General features: G+C 38.5%; 23 protein-coding genes and 5 tRNA genes. 1 reads left to right on the top strand and 27 read right to left on the bottom strand.

The window, feature by feature from the left end:
• Positions 1-11: 11 nt before the first annotated feature.
• Positions 12-2,249, top strand: a complete 2,238-nt coding sequence (locus HU137_RS06885) for a multicopper oxidase domain-containing protein (RefSeq protein ID WP_182043044.1) — start codon at positions 12-14, stop codon at positions 2,247-2,249.
• Positions 2,250-2,327: 78 nt separating this feature from the next.
• Here the strand turns inward: HU137_RS06885 and HU137_RS06880 are convergent, their stop codons facing one another.
• The 27 genes from HU137_RS06880 to prfA form a co-directional block, all read right to left on the bottom strand.
• Positions 2,328-3,638 carry a dihydrolipoamide acetyltransferase family protein gene (locus HU137_RS06880; protein WP_182043043.1) on the bottom strand — a complete coding sequence of 437 codons (1,311 nt, stop codon included), beginning with the start codon at positions 3,636-3,638 and terminating at the stop codon, positions 2,328-2,330.
• A gap of 317 nt (positions 3,639-3,955) precedes the next feature.
• Positions 3,956-4,621, bottom strand: a complete 666-nt coding sequence (locus HU137_RS06875) for a hypothetical protein (RefSeq protein WP_182043042.1) — start codon at positions 4,619-4,621, stop codon at positions 3,956-3,958.
• A 311-nt stretch (positions 4,622-4,932) separates the two neighbouring features.
• Complete coding sequence (locus tag HU137_RS06870; RefSeq protein ID WP_182043041.1) at positions 4,933-5,199, bottom strand: hypothetical protein; 267 nt, start codon at positions 5,197-5,199, stop codon at positions 4,933-4,935.
• A 9-nt stretch (positions 5,200-5,208) separates the two neighbouring features.
• Positions 5,209-5,703, bottom strand: a complete 495-nt coding sequence (locus HU137_RS06865) for a hypothetical protein (protein ID WP_182043040.1) — start codon at positions 5,701-5,703, stop codon at positions 5,209-5,211.
• Between the two features lie 326 nt (positions 5,704-6,029).
• Positions 6,030-6,332 (bottom strand): DUF3467 domain-containing protein, encoded by a 303-nt coding sequence (locus tag HU137_RS06860; RefSeq protein ID WP_182043039.1) that lies wholly within the window; start codon positions 6,330-6,332, stop codon positions 6,030-6,032.
• Complete coding sequence (rpoC, locus tag HU137_RS06855) at positions 6,332-10,591, bottom strand: DNA-directed RNA polymerase subunit beta' (protein ID WP_182043038.1); 4,260 nt, start codon at positions 10,589-10,591, stop codon at positions 6,332-6,334. Before rpoC ends, HU137_RS06860 begins: the two co-directional genes overlap by 1 nt.
• 110 nt (positions 10,592-10,701) lie before the next feature.
• Positions 10,702-14,535: a DNA-directed RNA polymerase subunit beta gene (gene rpoB / locus HU137_RS06850; protein ID WP_182043037.1), complete on the bottom strand. Its 3,834-nt coding sequence runs from the start codon at positions 14,533-14,535 to the stop codon at positions 10,702-10,704.
• Positions 14,536-14,945: 410 nt separating this feature from the next.
• Positions 14,946-15,314, bottom strand: coding sequence for a 50S ribosomal protein L7/L12 (gene rplL, locus HU137_RS06845; protein WP_182043036.1), 369 nt, complete (start codon positions 15,312-15,314; stop codon positions 14,946-14,948).
• Positions 15,315-15,443: 129 nt separating this feature from the next.
• Positions 15,444-16,055, bottom strand: a complete 612-nt coding sequence (gene rplJ, locus HU137_RS06840) for a 50S ribosomal protein L10 (RefSeq protein WP_317169905.1) — start codon at positions 16,053-16,055, stop codon at positions 15,444-15,446.
• An 11-nt stretch (positions 16,056-16,066) separates the two neighbouring features.
• Positions 16,067-16,762, bottom strand: coding sequence for a 50S ribosomal protein L1 (rplA, locus tag HU137_RS06835; protein ID WP_182043035.1), 696 nt, complete (start codon positions 16,760-16,762; stop codon positions 16,067-16,069).
• 18 nt (positions 16,763-16,780) lie between these two features.
• Positions 16,781-17,221, bottom strand: a complete 441-nt coding sequence (rplK, locus tag HU137_RS06830) for a 50S ribosomal protein L11 (protein ID WP_182043034.1) — start codon at positions 17,219-17,221, stop codon at positions 16,781-16,783.
• Positions 17,222-17,447: 226 nt separating this feature from the next.
• On the bottom strand, positions 17,448-17,993 hold the full coding sequence (gene nusG, locus HU137_RS06825) for a transcription termination/antitermination protein NusG (RefSeq protein ID WP_182043033.1): 546 nt from the start codon (positions 17,991-17,993) through the stop codon (positions 17,448-17,450).
• Positions 17,994-18,018: 25 nt separating this feature from the next.
• On the bottom strand, positions 18,019-18,213 hold the full coding sequence (secE, locus tag HU137_RS06820; protein ID WP_182043032.1) for a preprotein translocase subunit SecE: 195 nt from the start codon (positions 18,211-18,213) through the stop codon (positions 18,019-18,021).
• Between the two features lie 75 nt (positions 18,214-18,288).
• A tRNA-Trp gene (locus HU137_RS06815) sits at positions 18,289-18,360 on the bottom strand.
• 63 nt (positions 18,361-18,423) lie between these two features.
• A complete protein-coding gene (gene tuf / locus HU137_RS06810; RefSeq protein WP_182043031.1) occupies positions 18,424-19,611 on the bottom strand; it encodes an elongation factor Tu in 1,188 nt (395 codons plus the stop codon).
• A gap of 133 nt (positions 19,612-19,744) precedes the next feature.
• Positions 19,745-19,816, bottom strand: a tRNA-Thr gene (locus HU137_RS06805).
• Positions 19,817-19,823: 7 nt separating this feature from the next.
• Positions 19,824-19,899 (bottom strand) — tRNA-Gly (locus tag HU137_RS06800).
• A gap of 58 nt (positions 19,900-19,957) precedes the next feature.
• Positions 19,958-20,039 (bottom strand) — tRNA-Tyr (locus tag HU137_RS06795).
• 23 nt (positions 20,040-20,062) lie between these two features.
• A tRNA-Thr gene (locus HU137_RS06790) sits at positions 20,063-20,136 on the bottom strand.
• Positions 20,137-20,247: 111 nt separating this feature from the next.
• A complete protein-coding gene (hpf, locus tag HU137_RS06785) occupies positions 20,248-20,547 on the bottom strand; it encodes a ribosome hibernation-promoting factor, HPF/YfiA family (RefSeq protein WP_182043030.1) in 300 nt (99 codons plus the stop codon).
• 3 nt (positions 20,548-20,550) lie between these two features.
• Positions 20,551-21,447: a tyrosine-type recombinase/integrase gene (locus HU137_RS06780; protein WP_182043029.1), complete on the bottom strand. Its 897-nt coding sequence runs from the start codon at positions 21,445-21,447 to the stop codon at positions 20,551-20,553.
• A 66-nt stretch (positions 21,448-21,513) separates the two neighbouring features.
• Positions 21,514-21,708, bottom strand: a complete 195-nt coding sequence (gene rpsU / locus HU137_RS06775) for a 30S ribosomal protein S21 (protein ID WP_182043028.1) — start codon at positions 21,706-21,708, stop codon at positions 21,514-21,516.
• 61 nt (positions 21,709-21,769) lie between these two features.
• Positions 21,770-22,912 (bottom strand): acyl-CoA dehydrogenase family protein, encoded by a 1,143-nt coding sequence (locus HU137_RS06770; protein WP_182043027.1) that lies wholly within the window; start codon positions 22,910-22,912, stop codon positions 21,770-21,772.
• Between the two features lie 97 nt (positions 22,913-23,009).
• Complete coding sequence (locus HU137_RS06765) at positions 23,010-23,783, bottom strand: helix-hairpin-helix domain-containing protein (protein WP_182043026.1); 774 nt, start codon at positions 23,781-23,783, stop codon at positions 23,010-23,012.
• Between the two features lie 103 nt (positions 23,784-23,886).
• Positions 23,887-24,108 carry a PspC family transcriptional regulator gene (locus tag HU137_RS06760; RefSeq protein ID WP_182043025.1) on the bottom strand — a complete coding sequence of 74 codons (222 nt, stop codon included), beginning with the start codon at positions 24,106-24,108 and terminating at the stop codon, positions 23,887-23,889.
• Positions 24,101-25,384: a DUF2851 family protein gene (locus HU137_RS06755; protein WP_182043024.1), complete on the bottom strand. Its 1,284-nt coding sequence runs from the start codon at positions 25,382-25,384 to the stop codon at positions 24,101-24,103. The genes HU137_RS06760 and HU137_RS06755 overlap by 8 nt, the downstream gene beginning before the upstream one ends.
• A 129-nt stretch (positions 25,385-25,513) precedes the next feature.
• Positions 25,514-26,602 carry a peptide chain release factor 1 gene (prfA, locus tag HU137_RS06750; RefSeq protein ID WP_182043023.1) on the bottom strand — a complete coding sequence of 363 codons (1,089 nt, stop codon included), beginning with the start codon at positions 26,600-26,602 and terminating at the stop codon, positions 25,514-25,516.
• Between the last annotated feature and the right edge of the window lie 38 nt (positions 26,603-26,640).

Here is a 26,640-nt window from a genome sequence, read left to right as displayed (position 1 = left end):
AAATGAATACGATGAGCATTCGCAAAAACATATTTATAAAAACAGTTTTGGTCAGTTTTATTCTTTTATTTTCCAATTCTCTTTTGGCACAAAAAACAGTTCGCTACGAATTGTATGCAAAAGATACGATGGTAAATTATGCGGGAAAATCAAAAAGAGCCATCGCTGTAAACGGACAAATTCCGATGCCTACATTGACTTTTACGGAAGGTGATACTGCTGAAATTGTGCTACACAACCAATTGAAAAAGGAATCGACTTCTCTGCATTGGCACGGTGTACAATTGCCCAACAAAGAAGATGGTGTTCCCTTTCTCACACAAATGCCGGTCATGCCAGGTGAAACCCATGTCTACCGATTTCCGGTCAAACAGAACGGAACCTATTGGTACCATAGTCATTCCGGATTTCAGGAACAAATCGGGATGTATGGGTCGATTGTGTTTTTAAAGAAAAAAGATGATCCGACTTTTAGAAAAGGGATCGATGATTTACCGAGTATTTCCATTACGCTGAGCGAATGGACCAATCTAAATCCACATCAAATTCAACGCATGCTAAGTACGGGAAATGATTATGCCGCCATCAAAAAAAATGCAGTTCAAAGTTATGCCGAAGCCATAAAAGAAGGACACTTCAAAACCAAATTGGTCAACGAATGGAAACGGATGGAAGCCATGGATGTCAGCGATGTTTACTATGAAAAATTTCTCATCAATGGTCAAGAAGAGAATCAATTGAGTCAATTCAAAGCCGGCGATAAAGTTCGGCTGCGAATTTCAAATGCCGGTGCATCTTCTTATTTCTGGCTGACCTATGCCGGAGGCAAAATTACCGTCGTCGGAAACGATGGAAATGACGTCGAACCTATAGAAGTAGATCGTTTGATCGTAGGTGTTTCGGAGAATTATGACATCATACTGACCATTCCTGATTCGGAAGTTTCCTACGAGCTTCTGGCAACACCGGAAGACCGTTCCGGAAATGCGTCATTATTTGTTGGTGAAGGCGTAAAACAATTGGTCAACCGATTGCCCAAACTCAAATATTTCGAAGGAATGAAAATGATGAATGAAATGATGAAAATGAATGGAGATATGCATGATATGGGAATGAAAATGAGTTTGCAAACGATGGATATGAATGCTGTCATGTATCCGGAATTAGAAAATGACCAATCGATGGAGTCTATGGATCATTCGCAACACGACATGAACCATTCCATGCCTCCTGCAAGCATCACCACACTCAATTACAATATGCTTCAATCTCCTCATAAAACCACATTAAATCCTAGTGCTCCTGTAAAAGAATTGCGGTTTGAACTCACTGGAAACATGAACCGATATGTTTGGAGCATGGACAATAAAGTGCTTTCTGAGGTCGATAAAATTCCGGTAAAAAAAGGCGAAATCCTACGCATCACTTTGTATAACAATTCGATGATGCGACATCCAATGCACCTACATGGATTTGATTTTCGGTTAATCAATGAAAAAGGGGAATATTCTCCTTTAAAAAACGTCATGGACATCATGCCGATGGAAACCAATGTTATAGAATTTGAAGCCAATACAGAAGGCGATTGGTTTTTTCATTGTCATATTTTGTATCACATGATGGCGGGAATGAATCGGGTTTTTACGGTTGGGGATTATCAAAACCCATTGCTTCCCGACAAAGCTAAAGCCTATAAAACACTTCAACGCGAGAGCAATATGCTTCATTTCATGGCGAGCAACGATTTTGCGACCAACGGAAACGACGGTGAAGCTATGATCCAAAATGCCCGTTGGAGTTTGGGTTCAGAATGGCGTTTGGGTTATGAAGACGCACATGGCTATGAAGTAGAAACCCATTTGGGACGCTATATAGGAAAAATGCAATGGCTGATGCCTTTTATTGGATTTGATTGGCGCTACCGAAAAATGGGTCATGATGAACAGGAAAAAAACTTGTTTGGACAAACCAATAAAAAAGACAGCCGAAGTGCATTCAGCCTCGGGTTCATGTACACTTTACCTTTTCTGGTCAATTTCCAAGCGGAAGTTTATCACGACGGGATTGTCCGATTGGCTTTGATGCGGGAAGATATCCCTTTTTCGAGAAGAATCAGAGCAGGATTCATGGTCAATACCGATTTGGAGTACATGGGTGAATTGCGCTATATCCTCACAAAAAACTTCGCCATTCGTACGCATTACGATAGCGATATGGGATTTGGTGTAGGTTTGAATCTAAGTTATTAATCCTAACTGAATTTCAACTAAAAATTAAAAGCCGAACTCATTTGAATTCGGCTTTTTGTATTTCTAATTTTTCAATTTCTAAACAGGCGTATTCAAATCAAAATCTTCTAAATACTGCGCAACACGCTGAACGAACATTCCGCCAAGCGCACCATCCACTACTCTATGGTCATAGGCATGTGACAAATACATTTTATGACGGATCGCAATCACATCGCCTTGAGGCGTTTCCACTACAGCAGGCTTTTTAATGATGGCACCTACTGCTAAAATCGCAACCTGAGGCTGAGGAATAATCGGTGTTCCCAACGTATTTCCAAAACTTCCGATGTTTGTAATCGTATAAGTTCCGCCTTGGATTTCGTCTGGTTTCAATTTGTTTTGACGAGAGCGATTGGCCAAATCATTTACTTTGGCTGCCAATCCTGAAAGACTCAATTGGTCTGCATTTTTGATCACCGGAACGATCAGATTTCCACTTGGAAGTGCCGCTGCCATCCCGATGTTGATATTTTTCTTTTTGATGATTTGATCTCCGTTTACCGAAACATTGATCATCGGGAAATCTTTGATCGCTTTTGCGATAGCCTCGATGAAAATCGGCATGAAGGTAATTTTCTCTCCGTTTTTCTTTTGGAAATCGTCTTTGTGTTTGTTTCTCCAAAGCACGATATTCGTTACATCAGCTTCAATGAAAGAAGTAACGTGCGGCGCAATTTGTTTGGCTTGTACCATGTTTTGCGCAATGATTTTGCGCATTCTGTCCATTTCGATGATTTCATCACCACCCAAAATCTGAACCGGATCCGCTTGTTGTTTGGGTTCAGCAACCGGAGTTGGAGTAGAAACCGCAGGAGCAGCAACTTTACCGGATTTTTTATTTTCTACAAATTTTAAAATATCCTCTTTCGTTACCCGACCTTCTTTTCCGGAACCGGAAATTCCATCCAATTCGGCAACAGAAACTCCTTCTTGTTGCGCAATGGATTTCACGAGTGGCGAATAAAATTTATCGGAAGAGGAAGTGTCGATAGATCCTGAAGTTTGCAAAGGTTTTTCCAATTCGGCGACTACGGCTTGTTCAGGCTGAGTTTCAGTTGGAGTTTCTGCCGGAGCAGCAACTGTTTCTTCAACAGTTGAAACCTCACCTTCTACTTCGAGAATGGCAATGGCTTCACCGATTTTGGCAATTCCATCGACATTGACCAATATTTCTTTTAACTTTCCGGCTACCGGTGAAGGAACATCTGAATCCACTTTATCGGTAGCGATTTCCACTACAGATTCATCCTCTGCAATATCGTCTCCAATGTTTTTTAACCAATTGATGACGGTCGCTTCCATTACTCCTTCGCCCATTGCAGGCAAAATCAATTTGTAGTCAGCCATAGCTTTTTATTTGTTTGCAAAGCTAATTATTTTGAACCGAATCCTAAAATGGAATGGGGAGATTTGTAGTGATTTAAACTGGTGCGCGTTTGCAACGCGTGCCTAAATTAAAAGCGTTTGAAACGCAGCATTTTTATTTGAAATGAATCACTTCCTCTGATCCAACGGGATTTTTTTGTGCGTTACAAACGCATAGTTAGGTTTGACACTCGTTACCGCTTCGCGCAAACGAGCGCCAGAGGGGTTAGAAGGGAAGAGGCCGTTAATAACATTAGTTTTTTCATTGGTGTTATAATTTATTTTTTATCTTCGTTTAATTATTTTTCAAACTTCAACGGTACTTTATTGCTGTAAATTGTACCATGGAAGATTTTGATGTTGTTTTTTCTTAATGAGTCTAAAAGTTCTTTTGAAATATTTTGTTTTACAAATGTGCTGTCGGATGTGTAAGAGAGTTGGATATGATAACTTTCTGTATTGTCTAATAACATCCTATATTCATTATCCGTTATCTCATCTATTTCATAATTTCGGAAAACGGTTTTTATTTTTACCGATTCGTTTGGCTTTAAAATTCTCTGTGAAGTTGTTGTTCTAACGATTTGTTGCTTCAAACTATCAACATAAGAATTATATTCTTCTTCATCCTCGTCGTATACAAAAAATGGTGATGTAGAAGTAATGATTTGATTTACATGTAAACTATCCTTTCCTTTATAAATATGACTAACAATTCTATTAATAGCAGGCGCTAAAGAATTTTTATCTTGATAAGGTGGCTGATATGAAAATTTATTCATCCGTAAAACAAGGTAGAAATAAGGTTTGCTACTCAAGTTTTCTATTTCATAATGTAATGTATCATGAACCTTTATGGATTCGTTTTCAATTGTCAATTCTTTTTTTTGAACATTTTTTTTGTCTTCTTTTTGAGTACAAAAAGTTGTGCTTAATAAAAAAGCGAAAATAATCATCTGTTTCATTTTGCGTAATAATTAAAGTGATGAATCATCTCATTATTTGCCTTGTTGAACCAAGACATATTACCAGGATCTAATTCCCAATTGAAAAGTAGCGCCTGTGCTTCCATTAGGGGCTTTGCATAAAACAAGCCCTGAAAGAAAACATATTTGGCTCTAACTATTTTTACGCTTTGATAGTCAATTTTTCACCAAATATCGATTTTGCTAATGCCATTTCATTTTCAGTCAAAGACCTAACTTTGCCTTGTCTCTCAAGTCTTTCAAGCCTTCGATTAGATTTACTTGGTCTATTGGTGGGAAAAGCCATTCTGTTAGCCACATGATTTAACCCAGACACCACCAACCCCGTCGCTGCGCCCTGCCAGAAGTTTCCGTCTGGTTAACTTAGCTGAAAGCCCACCGCTTGCTGTTCCGAAAAATAATGTAGACATCGTTTCGTTTTTAGCCATAAAATTAACTTTATTCCCGAGAGCAGGAACGGCACTACTCACTACACTACTAACAGAAGCCGCCCAGAATCCCTGATAAAAATCACCGCCGGAGACACCCGTGATTACGCCTTGTGTGAAACCGTGCATATTATTCTTTTATTCCTCAAACTTCAACGGGACTTTATTGCTGTAAATTGTACCATGGAAGATTTTGATGTTGTTTTTTCTTAATGAGTCTAAAAGTTCTTTTGAAATATTTTGTTTTACAAATGTACTGTCGGATGTGTAAGCTATTTGCATTTTTTTTAGCGTATAATCAAATTCAATTCCAAGCCCACCATATGGCTCTACTTCGTTTCTATCAAAATCATTAAATAGAATTTGTAATTGAATTTCTTCGTTAGGGTTTAGGGTTTTAGTAATAACTTTATAAATACTATCCAGTGGCTTTTCGATTTCAGTTTCTGGAATCGATGCACTTTCAAATTCACTTGGAGGAGTTTCAAATTCAAAGCTCGGAAGTTCTGCTGTATTATAATTTATAACAGAGTCTTTTACAGAGTAATATAATGGTTTAAAAGTATTTTTATTATTCAAGTAAGATAACTTGTTAGCTTTAAGAAAAAAGTAAAAAATTTGAGATTCCGACATATTTTTTATATTCAATTTTAAAGAATCATTTGAACTTGAATTAATTTTTATCTCTAAAGTTGAATTTGGATTAGATTTACAACTGCAGAAATAGAAACAGGTTATTAAAATGAAGAGTCTCATATGAATTATTTTGATAGATTTAAATTAAGTTCTTTCTCATATTGAGAAGCCATCTTCCGATGGCGCGGATTTGCAATCCGTGCCTAAACTCATTTCATTCATGAATCAAAAATAACAAAAAAAACCGCCTCAGTTGTGAGACGGCTTCTTCTATTTCGCAATTTTGTACAATATACTTTCTACATCATACCATTATACTTGCATTAGGCTTCACCCGGAGGGCCAAAGTTCAACGGCATAGCAGGTTGATGGTGGTCTTTGATTTCGCCGAATTGGGATTCAAATCGGTTTACATTTTCCGCCAATGCATTGGCCAATCGTTTTGCGTGTTGCGGCGTCAAAATGATTCTTGACTTCACACGCGCTTTGGGTACTCCCGGCATCATTTGGATGAAATCGACGATGAATTCAGAAGGCGAATGGTTGATTACCGCCAAATTGGAATAAATTCCTTCCGCCGTCTGGTCGTTGATTTCAATATCGATGTTCTTTTTGTTTTCTGACATTACATTACAGATTTTGCACTTACTAATTCTTCATATTCCTTGTTTGAACCCACGATGATGCTTTGGTATTCTTTCAATCCGGTTCCCGCAGGAATCAAATGTCCAACGATTACGTTTTCTTTCAAACCGTTCAAATCGTCTTCTTTTCCGGCTACCGCAGCTTCGTTTAGTACTTTGGTTGTTTCCTGGAAAGACGCAGCCGACATGAAAGATTTCGTCTGAAGTGAAGCTCTTGTGATACCTTGCAAAATCGGTTCTGCCGTAGCCGGCATCGCATCTCTTGCCTCCACAAGGTTTTTATCTTCTCTTTTCAAACGTGAATTCTCATCACGTAAATCACGAGCCGATACGATCTGACCCGGTTTCATGGAATCGCTGTCTCCAGCTTCTTCCACTACTTTCATTCCGAAAATTCTATCGTTTTCATTCAAGAAATCATCTTTGTGTTCCAATGAATCTTCTAAGAAACGTGTATCACCTGAATCGACGATTCTAACTTTACGCATCATCTGGCGTACGATGATTTCGAAGTGTTTGTCATCAATTTTCACACCTTGTAGACGGTAAACCTCTTGGATTTCATTTACCAAATATTCTTGAACCGCAGTTGGTCCTTTGATGCTCAAAATATCTTCCGGCGTAATCGCACCATCTGAAAGTGGCATACCCGCACGGATGAAGTCATTTTCCTGAACCAAAATCTGGTTGGATAATTTCACCAAATATTTAGAAACTTCACCGGTTTTAGACTCTACGATGATTTCACGGTTACCTCTTTTGATTTTACCAAATGAAACCACTCCATCGATCTCTGCTACAACAGCAGGATTGGAAGGGTTACGTGCTTCAAACAACTCGGTTACACGTGGTAAACCACCTGTGATATCTCCTGCTTTTGCAGAACGACGAGGGATTTTCACCAAAACTTTACCCGCTTTAATTTTCTCTCCGTCATTGACAATCAAGTGAGCGCCTACAGGTAAGTTGTAGTTTTTCTCTTCACCGTCGCTGGTCATTACCTTCAAGGTAGGAATCAACTTTTTATTACGGGATTCAGAAATTACTTTTTCCTGGAATCCGGTTTGTTCGTCGATTTCCAATTGGAAAGTGGAACCTTGTTCGATGTTTTCGTATTCTACTTTACCGGTAGTTTCTGCAATGATTACCCCGTTATACGGGTCCCAACTTGCGATCACGTCACCTTTGGTTACTTGAGCACCATCTTTAATTCTTAAAATGGAACCATAAGAAATATTATTGGTCATACGGACGTTTCCGTCTGCATCGATCAATTTCATCTCAGTCGAACGGGAAACCACAACATCTGCTGGATTTCCGGATTCGTCCTCACTTTTTACCGTTCTCAAATCTTCGAACTCGACTTTACCAGTCGCTTTTGCAACGATGGAAGATTGCTCGGAAACGTTACCTGCCGTACCCCCCACGTGGAATGTACGAAGCGTCAACTGTGTTCCTGGCTCACCGATGGATTGTGCTGCCACAACACCTACGGCTTCTCCTTTTTGTACTTTTTTACCGGTTGAAAGATTTCGACCATAACATGAAGTACAGATACCTGTTTTTGCTTCACAGGTTAACGGCGAACGAACTTCCACCATTTCGATTCCGGCTTTCTCGATTGCGTCAGCGATTTCTTCTGTGATGATTTGATCTGAAGCAACCAATTTCTCTCCGGTATCATGGTTGTAAACATCGTGCAATGAGGTTCTACCCAAAATTCGCGAAGCTAAAGTTTCTACGATTTCTTCGTTTTTCTTCAAAGCGGTAGCTTCGATTCCTCTTAACGTTCCACAATCTTCTTCCATCACGATCACGTCTTGTGCAACGTCCACCAAACGACGGGTCAAATAACCCGCATCGGCCGTTTTCAAAGCGGTATCCGCCAAACCTTTACGTGCACCGTGCGTTGAGATAAAGTATTCCAAAATGGAAAGTCCTTCACGGAAATTGGATACAATCGGATTCTCGATGATCTCCCCTCCTGACGAACCTGCTTTTTGCGGTTTCGCCATCAACCCACGCATACCAGACAACTGTCTGATCTGCTCTTTCGATCCCCGAGCTCCTGAATCCAACATCATATAAACGGAGTTAAATCCTTCTTGGTCTTCCGTCATACGTTTCATTACAATTTCAGTCAAAGTCGCATTGGTATTGGTCCAAACGTCGATCACCTGGTTGTAACGCTCGTTATTGGTGATAAGACCCATGTTATAGTTCATCTTTATTCCTTCCACTTGCTCGATCGCGCCTGCAATCAATTCTTTTTTCTGTTCCGGAATCAAAATATCACCCAAACTAAAGGACAATCCTCCTTCAAATGCATTTTTAAATCCTAGATCTTTCATTTTATCCAAGAAATCTGCAGTTGTAGGGAAGTCAGTGATTTTCAAAATGTTATTGATGATGTTACGCAATGACTTTTTGGTCAATACATCATTAACAAATCCAACTTGTTTAGGAACGATTTGGTTGAACAAAACACGACCTACTGTGGTTTCGATCATTTTTTGAACCAATTCTTCTCCTTCACGTACTGTTGCTTTTACTTTGATCACCGCATTTAAGTCAACGCTTTTCTCGTTGAATGCGATTTCAACTTCTTCAGCCGAATAGAAAGCAATACCTGATCCTTTTGCGGTTTTTCTAGCTTTGGTCATATAATAAAGACCCAAAACCATGTCCTGAGAAGGTACGGTAATCGGAGATCCGTTTGCCGGATTCAAAATGTTTTGAGAAGCCAACATCAACAATTGTGCTTCCAAAATCGCTTCCGGACCTAACGGCAAGTGAACCGCCATCTGGTCACCGTCAAAGTCAGCGTTAAATGCCGTACAAACTAACGGGTGCAATTGGATTGCTTTTCCTTCAATCAATTTCGGTTGGAAAGCCTGGATTCCTAAACGGTGCAAAGTTGGAGCACGGTTTAACAATACCGGATGTCCTTTCAATACATTTTCCAAAATATCCCAAACAACAGGCTCTTTTCTGTCGATGATCTTTTTGGCTGATTTTACCGTTTTCACAATTCCTCTTTCGATTAATTTTCGAACGATAAACGGTTTGTATAATTCGGCTGCCATGTCTTTTGGCAAACCACATTCGTATAATTTCAAGCTTGGTCCAACGACGATTACCGAACGAGCCGAATAATCCACACGTTTTCCTAACAAGTTTTGACGGAAACGACCTTGTTTTCCTTTCAATGAATCGGAAAGAGATTTCAACGGACGATTACCATCAGCTTTTACAGCAGAAGCTTTACGCGTGTTGTCAAACAATGAATCTACTGATTCTTGCAACATACGTTTTTCATTACGCAAGATTACTTCCGGTGCTTTGATTTCCATCAATCGTTTCAAACGGTTGTTACGGATGATCACACGACGATACAAATCGTTCAAATCGGAAGTCGCAAAACGCCCACCATCTAGTGGAACCAACGGACGCAATTCTGGTGGAATCACCGGAATCACACGCATCACCATCCATTCCGGACGGTTCACGTGTTTGGTGTTGGACTCACGCAAAGATTCTACAACTTGCAATCTTTTTAAAGCTTCGGTTCTTCTTTGTTTAGAAGTTTCATGGTGTGCTTTGTGACGCAATTCGTAAGACAATTCATCCAAATCAATACGTTTCAACAAATCTTCCAAAGCTTCAGCACCCATTTTGGCGATGAATTTGTTTGGATCTGTATCTTCTAGATATTGGTTATTTGCAGGAAGTGTTTCTAAAATATCCAGATATTCTTCTTCTGTCAAGAAATCCAATCTCTCCAATTCTCCTCCTTCCGGCGCTTGTGCAAGACCTGGTTGGATGACCACATAGCGTTCGTAGTAGATCACCATATCCAATTTTTTGGATGGCATACCTAGAACGTATCCGATTTTATTTGGTAAAGAACGGAAATACCAGATGTGCGCAACCGGCACCACCAAATTGATGTGTCCGATTCTTTCACGACGCACTTTTTTCTCGGTAACTTCTACACCACAACGGTCACAAACGATTCCTTTGTATCGGATGCGTTTGTATTTTCCACAGGCACATTCGTAGTCTTTTACCGGACCGAAAATTCGCTCACAGAATAGACCATCACGCTCTGGCTTGTGGGTTCTATAATTAATCGTTTCAGGCTTTAAAACCTCACCTCTTGATTCGGAAAGAATCGATTCTGGGGAAGCTAACCCGATACGGATTTTTGAAAATTTACTTGTTTTATTTTTTGTTGACATATTCTATATCGTTTAAAGTTTAAGGTTTAAAGTTTCAAGTTTTTATGATGAGAAAATTGCGAAGCAATTAACGTTAAACATTGAACTTTAAACTTTAAACAATTATTTGATTATTCTTCTAAATTTATGTCTAATCCAAGACCCTGTAATTCATGCAACAATACATTGAACGATTCCGGAATACCTGGTTCCGGCATTGGTTCTCCTTTTACAATCGATTCATACGTTTTGGCTCTTCCGATCACGTCATCAGACTTCACGGTTAGAATTTCACGTAAGATATTGGACGCACCAAATGCTTCCAATGCCCAAACCTCCATCTCTCCAAAACGCTGTCCACCAAACTGGGCTTTACCACCCAAAGGTTGTTGCGTAATCAAAGAGTAAGGCCCGATGGATCTTGAGTGCATTTTATCGTCAACCATGTGGCCTAATTTCAACATGTAAATTACACCAACTGTAGCTTTCTGTGCGAAACGCTCTCCTGTTCCACCGTCATATAGATAAGTTGTCCCAAATCTTGGCAAACCTGCTTGATCAGTCAAATCGTTGATTTGGTCGATGTGTGCTCCGTCAAAAATTGGCGTAGCATAGGTTTTACCTAATTTCAAACCGGCCCATCCTAAAACGGTTTCGTAAATCTGACCGATATTCATACGAGAAGGTACCCCAAGTGGATTCAATACGATATCTACCGGTGTTCCATCTTCCAAGAACGGCATATCTTCATCACGAACGATTCTCGAAACGATCCCTTTGTTACCGTGACGACCTGCCATCTTATCACCAACTTTCAACTTACGTTTTTTGGCGATGTAGATTTTGGCCAATTTTACAATTCCTGCCGGTAATTCGTCCCCAACTGAAATCGTAAAACGCTCGCGGTTCAATGCTCCCATCAAATCATTATACTTGATTTTGTAGTTGTGAAGCAATTCTTTGATTTGGTCGTTTTTGTCTTCATCCACTACCCAAACACTTTCTGCTCCAGTTAAATTCAAATAATCCTCAACAGATGAAAGGGCTTTTTTGGAATATTTTGTTCCTTTTTTGATGACTTCTTCGTTCAGGTCGTTGAATACACCCTGTGAAGTTTTACCATCTAGAAGAACAAATAATTTGTCCAATAATTGATCGCGCAACTCGTCAAATTTCTTTTGGAATTCTGCTTCGATGCTGTCGATAATCGCTTTATCCTGAGATCTTCTGCGTTTGTCTTTTATACTTCTTGAGAATAATTTCTTGTCGATAACAACTCCGCGAAGTGATGGCGAAGCTTTTAATGAAGCATCTTTTACATCACCGGCTTTGTCACCAAAGATAGCACGCAATAATTTCTCTTCCGGCGTCGGATCTGATTCACCTTTTGGTGTGATTTTACCAATCAAAATATCACCAGGTTTTACTTCCGCACCGATACGGATCATTCCGTTTTCATCCAAATCTTTGGTCGCTTCTTCTGAAACGTTTGGAATGTCAGCGGTCAATTCTTCCATACCCAATTTGGTATCACGAACGTCCAATGAATATTCGTCAATATGAATGGAAGTAAACCAGTCTTCACGCACTACTTTTTCGTTGATCACGATCGCATCCTCAAAGTTATAACCTTTCCAAGGCATGAAGGCAACCACTAAGTTACGTCCGATGGCCAATTCACCATCTTCAGTCGCATATCCATCACAAAGAACCTGACCTTTTTCCACTCTGTCTCCAACCTTTACAATCGGTTTCAACGTAATGGTCGTTCCTTGGTTGGTTTTACGGAATTTAGTCAAATTGTAGGTCTTTTCTGACGAATCAAAACTTACCATTTCTTGGTCTTCCGTTCTATCGTAATTGATGGTAATGATATCTGCATCTACATAAATTACAGTACCATTTCCTTCAGCATTGATTAAAATTCGAGAATCTTTTGCAACTTGTTTTTCCAAACCGGTTCCTACGATTGGTGCTTGTGGCTTCAATAGTGGAACGGCTTGACGCATCATGTTGGATCCCATCAAAGCACGGTTCGCATCATCATGCTCCAAGAAAGGAATCAAAGATGCAGAGATCGAAGCGATTTGGTTAGGAGCAATATCCATCAATTCAACTTGACCTGGCTCTACAACTGGGAAGTCTCCATCTTCTCTAGCAGTTACGCGCTCATTTACAAATTCACCATTTTCGTTAATCGGTGCATTGGCCTGTGCGATAACTTTTGATTCTTCTTCTTCAGCTGATAAATAAATTGGTTCATCGCTTAATTCAACTTTACCGTTTTCAACTTTACGATAAGGTGTTTCGATGAAACCTAAATTGTTCACTTTTGCAAACACACATAATGAGGAAATAAGTCCAATGTTTGGCCCCTCCGGTGTTTCAATCGGACAAAGACGTCCGTAGTGTGTATAGTGTACGTCACGCACCTCGAAACCTGCTCTTTCACGGGAAAGACCACCAGGCCCTAATGCGGACAAACGACGTTTATGTGTAATCTCTGAAAGTGGATTGGTTTGGTCCATGAACTGAGATAACTGGTTCGTCCCGAAAAATGAATTGATCACAGACGAAAGGGTTTTCGCATTGATCAAATCAATTGGTGTAAACACCTCGTTATCACGTACGTTCATACGCTCACGGATGGTTCTCGCCATACGTGCTAAACCTACACCGAATTGCGCTGCCATCTGCTCCCCAACTGTTCTTACACGACGGTTAGACAAGTGGTCGATGTCATCCACCTCTGCTTTTGAGTTCACCAATTCGATCAAATATTTGATGATGGAAATGATATCTTCTTTGGTCAAAACTTGAATTTCTTCAGAAATACTCAAGCCTAATTTTTTGTTCAATCTGTATCGACCTACTTCTCCAAGAGAATAACGCTGGTCAGAGAAGAACAATTTATCGATGATACCTCTTGCAGTTTCCTCATCTGGTGGCTCTGCATTTCTCAACTGACGGTAAATATATTCCACTGCTTCTTTTTCCGAGTTGGTCGGGTCTTTTTGAAGCGTATTGTGGATAATCGCGTAATCTGCAGATTTGTTGTCTTCTTTATGCACCAAAATCGATTTCACACCGGAATCCACGATTTGATCCAAATGATCTTTTTCGATGATGGTTTCACGATCCAAAATGATTTCGTTTCGTTCGATAGAAACTACTTCACCCGTATCTTCATCTACAAAATCCTCATGCCAAGTATTCAAAACACGCGCTGCCAATTTTTTACCGATGGCTTTCTTAATGGTGGTTTTGCTTACTTTGATTTCTTCTGCCAAATCAAAGATTTCCAAAATGTCTTTATCTTTTTCATATCCGATTGCACGAAGCAAAGTCGTCAAAGGCAATTTCTTTTTTCGGTCAATGTACGCATACATAACGGAGTTAATATCCGTTGCAAATTCAATCCAAGAACCTTTGAAAGGAATGATACGAGACGAATACAATTTCGTTCCGTTTGCGTGGTAAGATTGTCCAAAGAAAACCCCTGGTGAACGGTGCAACTGCGAAACGATCACACGCTCAGCTCCGTTGATGATGAAAGAACCTGAAGCAGTCATATAAGGAATTGTCCCTAAATAAACATCCTGTACTACAGTTTCAAAATCCTCGTGTTCCGGATCTGTACAGAATAGTTTCATCCTTGCTTTTAAAGGAACACTATAGGTCAATCCTCTCTCGATGCATTCGTCAATCGAATACCTTGGTGGATCTACGAAATAGTCTAAAAATTCTAATACGAATTGATTTCTCGTGTCGGAAATTGGAAAGTTTTCGGCAAAGGTTCGGTACAATCCTTCACTACCTCTCTGATCTGGACGGGTCTCCAATTGGAAAAAATCTTCAAAAGATTTGATCTGGATGTCCAAAAAGTCCGGAAATTGGGATTGAACTTTTGTTGACGAAAAACTAATTCTCTGATTTTCCTGAGTTTTTGTGTCTTTTTTACTCATAAAAATGTTAAGAAACGGGTTAAAAAAATATTTTGTTTCACAAAAAAATATCAGAAAGAGAAATAGAGCTTAGAAAATAGAAAAAAGATGGATGATTTAACCATCTAACTTCTAAGATTCTGATTTCAAACTTCTAACTTCTCGTTCTAACTGCAACACTGGTATATCTTTTCACAGCGTAGTGCAAAATATTTTTTATTTCTTTCAAGAATTTCTAAAAAGTTGATATAGGTACAAACAAAAATTGCCCTCCCGAAATTCGGAAGAGTTGATTTACAGTAAGTTACTCAAATATAACTATTTATCTTTCTCAAAAGGACTGCAAATATAATGAATTATTCTTTTTTATTAAAATAATTCCAAAAAAAAAGCCACCGCTAGGCGATGGCTTTGTATATTGAAGAAAATAATTATTTTACTTCTACTTCAGCTCCAGCTTCTTCCAATTGTTTTTTCAATGCTTCAGCTTCGTCTTTAGAAACTCCTTCTTTCAATGCTTGAGGAGCAGTATCAACTAAATCTTTTGCTTCTTTCAATCCTTTTCCAGTCAAATCTTTTACCAATTTAACTACAGCAAGTTTGTTTGCTCCACCTGCTTTCAAGATTACGTCGAATTCAGATTTTTCTTCAGCAGCAGCTTCTCCACCACCACCAGCGACTACAACAGCTGCAGCAGCAGGTTCGATTCCGTATTCGTCTTTCAAGATTGTTGATAATTCATTTACTTCTAAAACTGTCAAGTTTACTAACTCTTCAGCTAATTTTTTAACATCTGCCATTTTTTAAAATGTTTTTTGGTTTTACAACTTTTTTTTAGTTTGTTTCAGCTTTGCAGTTTCAGGTTTAAAGTTTTTCAACTTGACACCTTTGACTTGGAACTTGAAACGATATTTAATTTATGAGTGCGCTTATTCAGTAGCAGGCGCTTCGTCTGCTGATTCAGAAGCTTCCGGAGCTGGAGTTTCAGTCGCTTCAGTTGTTTCAACAACTGGAGTTTCTTCTGCTACTTCTTCGGTAGTTTCTTCTTTTGATGCGTTTTCTTTGTTCTGCAATTGAGAAACCAAAGACTGGATTGGAGATTTCAACAATGCCACGATATCTGCGATCATCTCTTCGCGAGATTTCAAAGCTGATAATGTAGACAATTTATCATCACCTACATATACATTGTCCTCGATCCAAGCACCTTTTAAAACAGGTTTGTCCGATTTTTTTCTAAACGTTTCGATTACTTTAGCAGGAGCATTTCCTTTTTCAGCAATCATCATCGCTGTATTCCCTGCCATCGCATCAAATAGTCCTGAAAAATCCTTATCCTCGCTACGTTCCATTGCTTTTTTAAGCAATGTATTTTTTACTACACGCAAAGAGATATCACTTTTGTGACAAGCTCTTCTTAATTCGGTAGTATTGGTTGCATCTAATCCTGATATATCAGCAAGGTAAACTATGTTTGACTCTGCTAACACCGCAGTCAATTCATCGATCATCTGCGCTTTTTGTTCTTTTGTCATTGCCATAATTCCCTAATTTATGCGTTTAAACTTTTTGGATCAACATGTACACCTGGGCTCATCGTGCTTGAAAGTGTAATGCTTTTCATATAAATTCCTTTTGCTGCGGTTGGTTTTAGTTTTACTAAAGTAGAAACCAATTCTGCTGCATTTTCTTTTATTTTCTCAGGTGTAAATGAGACTTTCCCGATCGCTGCATGGATGATTCCATAACGGTCTACTTTAAAGTCAATTTTACCCGCTTTCACATCAGCAACTGCTTTACCAACTTCAACGGTAACGGTACCTGCTTTTGGGTTTGGCATCAAACCTCTTGGTCCTAACACACGTCCCAAAGGTCCTAATTTACCCATAACAGCCGGCATGGTAACGATAACGTCAACATCTGTCCAACCATTTTTAATTTTATCCAAATATTCATCCAATCCTACGAAATCAGCTCCTGCTTCTTTTGCTTCTGCTTCTTTATCTGGTGTAACCAAAGCCAAAACTTTTACATCTTTCCCTGTTCCATGTGGTAAAGAAACTACCCCACGAACCATTTGGTTGGCTTTTTTCGGATCTACTCCCAATCTTACCGCAATATCAACAGATGCGTCAAATTTCGCTGTATTCACTTCTTTTACTAGAGAAGAAGCTTCGTCGATTGAATATAATTTGTTTTTATCTACTTTAGCTTGCGCTTCCTTTTGCTTTTTTGTTAACTGTGCCATTTTCTTAAAATTTAAATGTTATGCAGGAGCGTTTCCTCCTTTCACGGTTATACCCATAGAACGAGCTGTACCTGCTACCATTTTCATCGCAGACTCAACAGTAAAGCAATTCATATCTTGCAACTTATCTTCTGCAATCGTTCGGATTTGATCCCAAGAAACGTTTGCTACCTTCACACGGTTTGGTTCACCTGAAGCTTTTTTTAATTTCGCAGCATCCATTAACTGAATTGCTACAGGAGGAGTTTTCACGATAAAGTCAAACGATTTATCTTGATAAACCGTAATCACTACCGGCAAAACCTGACCTTGCTTCTCTTGTGTACGTCCGTTAAACTGTTTACAAAACTCCATGATGTTGACACCCGCAGCACCTAACGCCGGACCTACCGGTGGCGAAGGATTTGCAGCGCCTCCTTTCACTTGAAGCTTTACAACTTTTTCGACTTTTTTTGCCATTTTTGTTTTTTAATAATTTGAATACTAAATGAATTTGGAAGCATTTATTATTCAGCGAATTAAGGAGCTCACAATTCCCTATTTTCACTTTTCGGATTGCAAAAGTATAAAATAATTTGAATTCCACAAAAGTAAATGGTTGATTTTTAGAAAGTTTTTCTCGATTTAGCCCAAATAAAAAACCGTCCTGAGAAGAACGGTTTCTGTATTTTAAAAAAATTGGTTTCTAAACCTTTTCCACTTGCATAAAGGAAAGTTCCAATGGTGTCTTACGACCAAAAATCAATACCATTACTTCCAATTTACGCTTGTCTTCATTAATTTTCTCGATGGTTCCGTTAAATCCATTGAAAGGACCGTCGATTACTTTTACAGTTTCACCGACGATGTATGGAATATTAACCAAGTTTTCATCTGAATCTGCTAATTCATCTACTCTACCAAGCATACGGTTAACTTCAGCTTGACGCATCGGAACCGGATCTCCACCTTTTGTTGCACTTAAGAAACTAATTACGCCCGGAATATTTTTAATGATATGCGGAACTTCACCTACTAAATCGGCTTCAACCATCACATAACCTGGATAGTGAACTTTTTCTTTTTGGACTTTTTTTCCGTTTTTGATTTGAATTACTTTTTCCATAGGCACCACGATTTGTCCTACGAAATCTTGTAATTTATGGTACTGAATTTCGTTTTCGATGTAAGTTCTAACTTTGATTTCTTGTCCACTTACGGTTTTCAATACGTACCATTTCTTATCGCTCATAACTTTCTTTTTCAGTTTCTAATTCTTATCTAAGTAATTCAAATAAATTTTTGATAACGACATTACCAAATAGTGAATCTACAGCATAAAGAAACAAAGCAAGAATTGCAGTTGCAATGGCAACGATAACGGTATCTTGTTGAAGTGAAGCCCAAGTAGGCCAAGTTACATGATCCTTAAACTCTGTAAAGGAATCTTTTACGTAATCTATTACTTTCATCTTTTCCTAATATTTTATAAATGTCTGAAAACAATTCGCATCAAATATGGACCCAATTATTTTCTTCTATTGTTGCACGGGCACAAGGATTCGAACCCTGACCAGCGGTTTTGGAGACCGCGATACTAACCATTATACTATGCCCGTATGTAAGAAGGTGTTCTCGAATTCGAAAACCGAAAACACCTTTCTTTTATTTAATCTTTGAGATTAATCAAGGATTTCAGTTACCTGACCAGCACCAACTGTTCTACCTCCTTCACGGATTGCAAAACGAAGACCTTCGTTCAATGCGATTGGTTGCAACAATTCTACTGTAATTGTCAAGTTATCTCCTGGCAATACCATCTCAACTCCTTCTGGCAATTGGATCTCCCCAGTTACGTCAGTTGTACGTACGTAGAACTGTGGACGGTATTTGTTATGGAATGGCGTGTGACGACCTCCTTCTTCTTTAGTCAAGATATACACCTCAGCTTTGAATTTTTTGTGTGGCTTCACAGAACCTTGTTTTGCGATTACCATACCACGACGGATGTCAGATTTCTCGATACCTCTCAACAACAAACCTACGTTGTCTCCAGCTTCACCTCTATCAAGGATCTTACGGAACATCTCAACACCAGTTACAGTTGAAGTCAATTTTTCTTCACCCATACCTACGATATCTACCGGATCTCCAGAGTTGATAACCCCAGCTTCGATACGACCTGTAGCTACAGTACCACGACCTGTGATAGAGAAAACGTCTTCGATTGGCATCAAGAAAGATTTGTCAGATTCACGAACTGGTTGTTCGATCCACTCATCTACTGCATTCATTAAGTTCAATACAGTTTCAGTCCATTTTGGCTCACCGTTCAATGCTCCTAAAGCAGAACCCTGGATTACAGGAGTATTGTCACCATCGTACTCATACGTAGACAACAAATCTCTTACTTCCATTTCTACTAATTCCAACAACTCAGCATCGTCAACCATATCGACTTTGTTCAAGAAAACAACGATACGAGGTACGTTTACCTGACGACAAAGCAAGATGTGCTCACGAGTTTGAGGCATAGGTCCATCTGTAGCCGCAACTACCAAGATAGCACCATCCATTTGTGCAGCACCCGTAACCATGTTTTTAACGTAATCCGCGTGACCTGGACAGTCAACGTGCGCATAGTGACGGTTTGCTGTTTCATACTCCACGTGAGAGGTGTTGATTGTAATCCCTCTTTCTTTTTCTTCTGGAGCGTTATCGATTTGATCGAAAGCTTTTGCTTCTGAGAACCCAGCATCAGCTAATACTTTTGTAATAGCTGCAGTCAAAGTAGTTTTACCATGGTCAACGTGACCGATAGTTCCAATATTCAAATGCGGCTTATTACGATTAAAGGTTTCCTTTGCCATTTTAAATAATTTCTATGTTATACGTAATTCTAAATAATTTTCAACACAAAAAGTGGTGAGCTTCCCAACCCATCACCATCAAAACCAACTTCATTTTCTTCTTCCATCTCTTGAGCTTTACGCTCTTCCTTAGAGCCAATGACGGGATTTGAACCCGTGACCTCGTCCTTACCAAGGAAGCGCTCTACCCCTGAGCTACATCGGCCAAAAAGTGGAGCGGGAGACGGGACTCGAACCCGCAACATTCAGCTTGGAAGGCTGAAGCTCTACCAATTGAGCTACTCCCGCTTGTACTTAACTGACCAACTTGGTTGGTCTTGTTCTATTTCTTCAAAATGAAGATCTGTGGGGAGAGCAGGATTCGAACCTGCGAAGACATAGTCAGCAGATTTACAGTCTGCCCTCGTTGGCCGCTTGAGTATCTCCCCGCCTTATTTTTAAAATTTCAATGAGCCTCCAGAGGGATTCGAACCCACGACCCCGAGATTACAAATCACGTGCTCTGGCCAACTGAGCTATGGAGGCATCAAAATCTTCATTTTTATGTAAAAGAACAGTCCGTTTTTCTGTAACGGACTGCAAATGTACGAAGTTTTACGAATTCTCCAAATTTTTGGAAAAAAATATTTTTCGCGCTTATCTATCTGTGATTTTTTCCTTTTTTCTGATGATTAATTTTTTTAATGTATCTACCGATAAATCAATGCATTCTTCAAATGATTGGCCTGATTTTTTTACCACGATGTCGTCTCCCGGCACTTCCAATTTTATATCTACAAATTTGTTCTCTTTCTCCGAAATGTTCTCAACTCGCATCGCCACTTGTACAGCTATGATTTTATCATAATACTGTTCCAATTTGTTTAATTTTCTTTCAACGTATTCCTCTAATCCTTCTTTTGCGTTGAAATTAACTGTCTGAAGATTAATTGTCATAATTTAATTCGTTTTTCGCTCTCTTGGATGAGCTTGGTTAAACACTTTTTTTAGTTGATCTATACTTCCATGTGTGTAAACCTGTGTGGCTGCCAAATTTGAATGCCCCAAAAGCGTTTTGACTGCATTTAAATCCGCTCCACGATTTAACAGATGGGTAGCAAAACTATGCCTCAACATATGAGGACTTTTTTTCTGCTTCGTACTGATGATACTAAGGTAACTATTTACCAAATCATAAACAAGTTTATCATAAAAAGGTTTACCTCTTTCCGTTAAAAATAAATTTTCTCCGACATCGGAAAAATGATGCGATCTACCACCCATATATTTCTCAATTGAATTCAACAACCCATCACTCAACGGAATCAATCGCTCTTTGTTCCTTTTTCCTTTCACCTTGATTTGTTTCTGCTCAAAATCTACGTCACCAACTCTCAAATTGATCAATTCACTCCTACGCATACCCGTCTGATAAAATAATTCCATGACCAATTTATCACGATTCCCCACGAAGTCATCAGAAAAAACACCTTCCAACTCAAACAAGCTTTGCATTTCCCCCTCAGAAAAAGGCACCTGAACTTTTGGATATTGCTTTAGGGATTTTATTCCCGCAGTTGGCGACTGATCAATTTCGCCAATCTTCAATAAGAATTTATAATAGGATTTTATCGAACTCAATTTACGGTTGATGCTTCTTTCCGACAAAGAAGATTCAGAAAGCTGAGATAAAAAATTTCGAATATCCGTCTTTGAAGCTTCCTCCAACCGGAATTTTCCATTTTCAATTTCTAGGAAATTTTCAAACCCATACAAATCATCTTCATAACTTTTTAAAGTATGGGACGAGTATTTTTTCTCTATCTTGAGGTATTGTATAAATTTAGATATAGACATAAAAAAACCTGTTCACCAAAGTTAATCAACTTTCATGAACAGGTGTATATTTTAGCAAAAACTATCTTAAGCTTCTTCTTGGCTCAACAATTGTTGTTTGTAAGCAGCTCTTTGAAGTTGTTGTCTTTTTATAACCGACGGTTTTGTAAATTGCTGACGACTTCTCAATTGACGAACAACTCCTGTTCTATCAAATTTACGTTTGTATTTTTTCAACGCTTTATCGATTGATTCTCCGTCTTTTACTGGAATGATTAACATATTTACATCTATTTTTGAGGTTGCAAAGATAAGAAACTTTCTTATCCAAGCAAATATTTATTTAATCTTTTAAAATATTTCTTCCAATCACCAATTTCTGGATTTCAGTCGTTCCTTCTCCAATTGTACAAAGTTTAGAATCTCTGTAATATTTCTCTGCCGGAAAATCTTTTGTGTAACCATATCCGCCGAAAATCTGCACTGCATCATTGGCAATACGCACACAAGCCTCAGAAGCATAATATTTAGCCATAGCACCTTCTGTAGACATCGGAAGATTATTGTTTTTCAAATAAGAAGCTTTTTGGATTAACAACTCAGATGCTTCGATTTCTGTTGCCATTTCAGCCAATTTGAAATTGATGGCCTGAAAATTGGCAATCGCTTGTCCAAATTGATGCCGCTCTTTTGCATATTTCAAGGCTGATTTGTAAGCCCCTTTTGCTATCCCTAAACTTAGCGCTGCAATCGAAATCCGTCCACCATCCAAAATTTTCAAGGCTTGTTTGAAGCCACTTCCGACTTCTCCTAATCGATTGGCATCCGGAACACATACATTGTCAAAAATCAATTCCGCTGTTTCTGAAGCACGCATCCCCAATTTATTTTCCTTTTTACCGGAGGTAAACCCTTCCATCCCCTTTTCAAGAACAAATGCAGTTGTGTTATTGGGTGCTCCTTTTTCTCCCGTTCTGGTCATCACCACTGCGATATCTCCGCTGATAGCGTGTGTGATAAAGTTTTTAGCACCGTTGATGATCCATTCGTCACCATTTCTTTTGGCTGTAGTGTTCATCCCACCTGCATCTGATCCGGTATTGTGCTCAGTCAAACCCCAAGCACCGATGACTTCTCCGGTCGCCAATTTCGGGATCCATTTTTGCTTTTGGGCTTCATTTCCAAAGGTCAAAATATGGTTAGTACACAAAGAATTATGTGCAGCGATCGAGAGCCCAATCGATGGATCTACTTGTGAAATTTCATCAATAATAGATACGTATTCAAAATAGGACAAACCACTTCCACCCAATTCTTCCGGAACCAAAATGCCCATAAAGCCCATTTCTCCGGCTTTTTTAAAAACCTCAACCGGAAAATGTTGGGACTCGTCCCATTCCATCATTTGTGGTTCTATAAATTGTTTTGCAAAATCACGTGCCGATTCTGCGATAAATTTTTGATTTTCGTTTATTTCAAAGTTCATAGACTGTTTGTTTTGTTCGTTTCCAAAAATAAGAAAATATTAAAACTTCAAGTTGTTAAATCAAAACAGCGAAATAATACTATTCATTCCTTATTTATTATTCCAAAATTTCTATAGTTCCGACATTTTCTGATTGGGATTGGGATTGGGATTCAGGTCTAGAGTTTTCTTCAATTAGCTCTATCGTCCCTTGAGGTTTGGGTTTTTCTTTAGGCAAAACAATAAAAGGTTTCATTTCTTGAAATTTTTCTTCAGAAATCATGTAGCATTTTTTGATTTGATCCAGTGAAGTAAATTTCCCTCCCAGCATATTTTTGTATTTCAAAATATTTTCAGCTTGTTTTATTGAAAACCCGATGCTCTCCCAATCTTTCACTGAATAAGCATTTGGATTAAATTTCCGGTAATGAATTCTTTTCTTTGGACTTTTAACATTTTTGTTTCCCTGAAATGTTTGAATCGAACTGAATTGAATATAGGGTTCAATTTGGTTGAATTTCTTTTCGCTGATCACAAAACATTTTTTGATTTCTTCTTTATTGGAAAATCGTCCACCTAGCGAATATTTGTATTTCATGATGGTCGAAACCTGCTTTTGTGAGAAACCCAATTGACGCCAACCTTCTTCTGACAATTCATTTGGATCAAAGTTTTGAAGAAAATTGGACTGAGATGCGGGGTTGGACGACTGTTCCAATTCTTTATCTAAAAGCAAAACATGATTTGGAATTTCTATGGGTGAATTCTCAATCTTTTGTTGATAGAAAAAAAATTGAACCAATAAAATACTTAGTATAATGCCTAAAAAAGCAAAAATCCCCATTCGTTGCGATTTGCTATAACGAATTTGGGATTTTGCAAAAGTCCTCATGTGTTTATTTTTAAGCTTAAGCAAGCTGATCCATCTGATGTTTTTTTGAAATATTTAACGAATATATAAATATTATGATAATAATCATAATAATTTCTAAAAATTATAAATCAAAAACTGATTTCCGTCTGATTACTACGCCATCTTTGACCCATAAAAAGAAAGCCATGATCAAATAAAATGCAAAAGTTACGCCGAGTGTAACAAAGGATAAATAAATAAAAAGCAATCGAAGTCGTGAAGCACGTACTCCAAATCGATCTGCCATTCTAGAAATCACATTAAATCCATTGAATTCTAAAAAATTTCGTAGTCGGTCAAACATGTTTAAGCAATTGCAATCCCAAGGCGCAATTTAAACATTTTTTTTCGTTGCAAAAATGCTTTTTCAACTCCAAATAAGCTTGGGATTCAAATGCATTTTCCGCTTTTAAACCTAAATCTGAAAAACCCTGAATCGTCGTGTTTTTTTCTGGTGGAAGATTTCGAAAGGCTTCGATGATTTCATCAGAAAGGTCTTTCCCTCTTTGTTTGAAGTACACATATTTGATGGGAAGCACAACGTTTATGATCATTCTTTCGATCAATTCTTCTGAAATCTTTTTCTCAGACTTGACCGGACTTTCTTTTTCCATCGTAAAATGATTTTGCCAAAATTTGGGGTAGCTGAGATCGCGAAAAACCGCAGACAACCTCTTCAAATCCCCGGTTCCCATTAAAAAAGCAAAAAGGTTTTGATAATGTACAAATAGGCTCGCCAATTGCATCATACGCACTGTAGGAAAACTGACAGGACGAAGTCTGAAAAACTTAAAAATGGATCTATCAATCGGCTCTAAATCATATTTGGTTTTTAAAAAACCGTATTCTTTCTGTAAATTTTGAATATAAGATTCCTCAGATTTAAAATCCAAAAAACCGGCCTGACCAAAAAACAAAGCATAAATCCTTTCTGGATGGGATTGATTTTTTTTGATCAATTGAAAGTCAAAAGAATCTGCCCAACTCAAAAAAGCATCGGCATTTATTTTTAAACCAAATGCATACGCCAATTTTTTGAACAATAATTCTTCCCAATTTTTATTGGAACGTTCAAATTCCTTTTCAATTTCTTCTGTTTTCCGCTCCAAACGCTCTATCATCAATCGCTCCAACCAAAATTTGGCCGATGTATCTTGGATCAAATGAATGCTTTTTTCACATGGAATAAAGTTTTGACCGGACTCGAGAAGTTGATCATAATTTCTTAAAACTTCTTTAGGTACATAGGATTTCAACTCCAGCGTAGGAATTTTTTGGTTTTGAAGGAATTCGATTGCTTTATCATGTTCAAAAACCACATGCAAAATCACGTTTTTATAAGTTGGATCATCAGAATGTTTGTGCAAATTCCAATCAGAACTTTTTACATGAATCTCTACATTTCCTACCCAAATTTCATCTCCGATTCTGATTTTTGACATAGAAAAATCCGGCCCTGCGTCTATCTTATTCCAAAGTCCTTTTTCTAGAATTTGGATGGGTTTTCCATCTATTGAATGGAGCGGAAAGTTTTGAAACAATTGAAACCGCCATAAAAAATGAAGAAATTTCTCTTTCACAACTTAAAGGTTTAAGGTTATGAAATGCCCATCAATAAAATTCTGTACAGCTATCCAAGGCGATGAAGGCATTCCATCTGACTAATGAAAAACAAATTAAAATAAACAGATGAAAGTTACAGAAATTAATTAGATTTCTTCCGAACCTTTTAATTTTTCGGCGTTTTCTGCCAATTTTAAAGCGTCGATCATTTCCTGAATATCACCATTCATAAAATTATCCAGGTTATAAATGGATTTGTTGATACGGTGATCTGTCACACGCCCTTGCGGATAGTTATAGGTACGGATTTTCGCAGAACGGTCACCTGTAGAAACCAAGGATTTTCGCTGCGCCGAACGTTCGGAATGCGCTTTTTCGTATTCGATTTCGTATAATTTGGTTCTTAATAATTGCAATGCTCTTTCACGGTTAGCGTGCTGAGAACGCGCTTCCTGACAGACAATCACAATTCCGGAAGGTTTGTGGGTCAACTGAACTTTGGTTTCCACTTTGTTGACATTCTGACCTCCTGCTCCGCTGGATCGGGCGGTTTGGTATTCCAAATCGGCCGGATTGATTTCAACATCCACTTCCTCTGCTTCCGGTAAAACCGCAACGGTAATCGCTGATGTATGCACTCGTCCTTGAGATTCGGTTTCAGGAACGCGTTGCACACGATGGACACCACTCTCATATTTCATCGTCCCAAAAACCGCATTTCCCTGAACTTCCATGATGAGTTCCTTATAGCCTTTTACAGCTCCTTCACTGGTATTGAGCACTTCAAACTTCCAACCTCTGTTTTTAAAATACATAGAATACATGCGGAAAATGTCTTCCACAAAGATAGCTGCCTCATCTCCACCTGTTCCGGCGCGAAGTTCGACGATGATGTTTTTTTCATCTTCCGGATCTTTTGGGATCAATAAAAATTTGATTTCTTCTTCTAATTCTGGGATTTTATGGATGGCTTCGTCTTTTTCTTCTTTGGCCAATTCGGTCATTTCAGGATCTGAGCCATCAGCGATGATTTCATCTGCTTCAGCAATCACATTTAGCAATGCTTCATAATTTTGCTGAACCTCAACCAAATCTTTCAAATCTGAATATTCTTTGTTCAATTTGGCATAGCGAGATTGATCTGAAATCACATCAGGCTGGATAATAAGGTCTGCAACTTCATCAAATCTTTGTTTGATCGCTCTTAATTTTTCCAATAATCCGCTGTCTGCCATAATTCAAATTTGGAATGCAAAGATAAAACATAAGTAAA

The sequence above is a fragment of the Moheibacter lacus genome, assembly GCF_014042165.1.
GTDB classification, from domain to species: Bacteria; Bacteroidota; Bacteroidia; order Flavobacteriales; family Weeksellaceae; genus Moheibacter; species Moheibacter lacus.
Note: the sequence above shows the minus strand (reverse complement) of the source record. Positions and strands in the feature narration are given on the sequence as shown.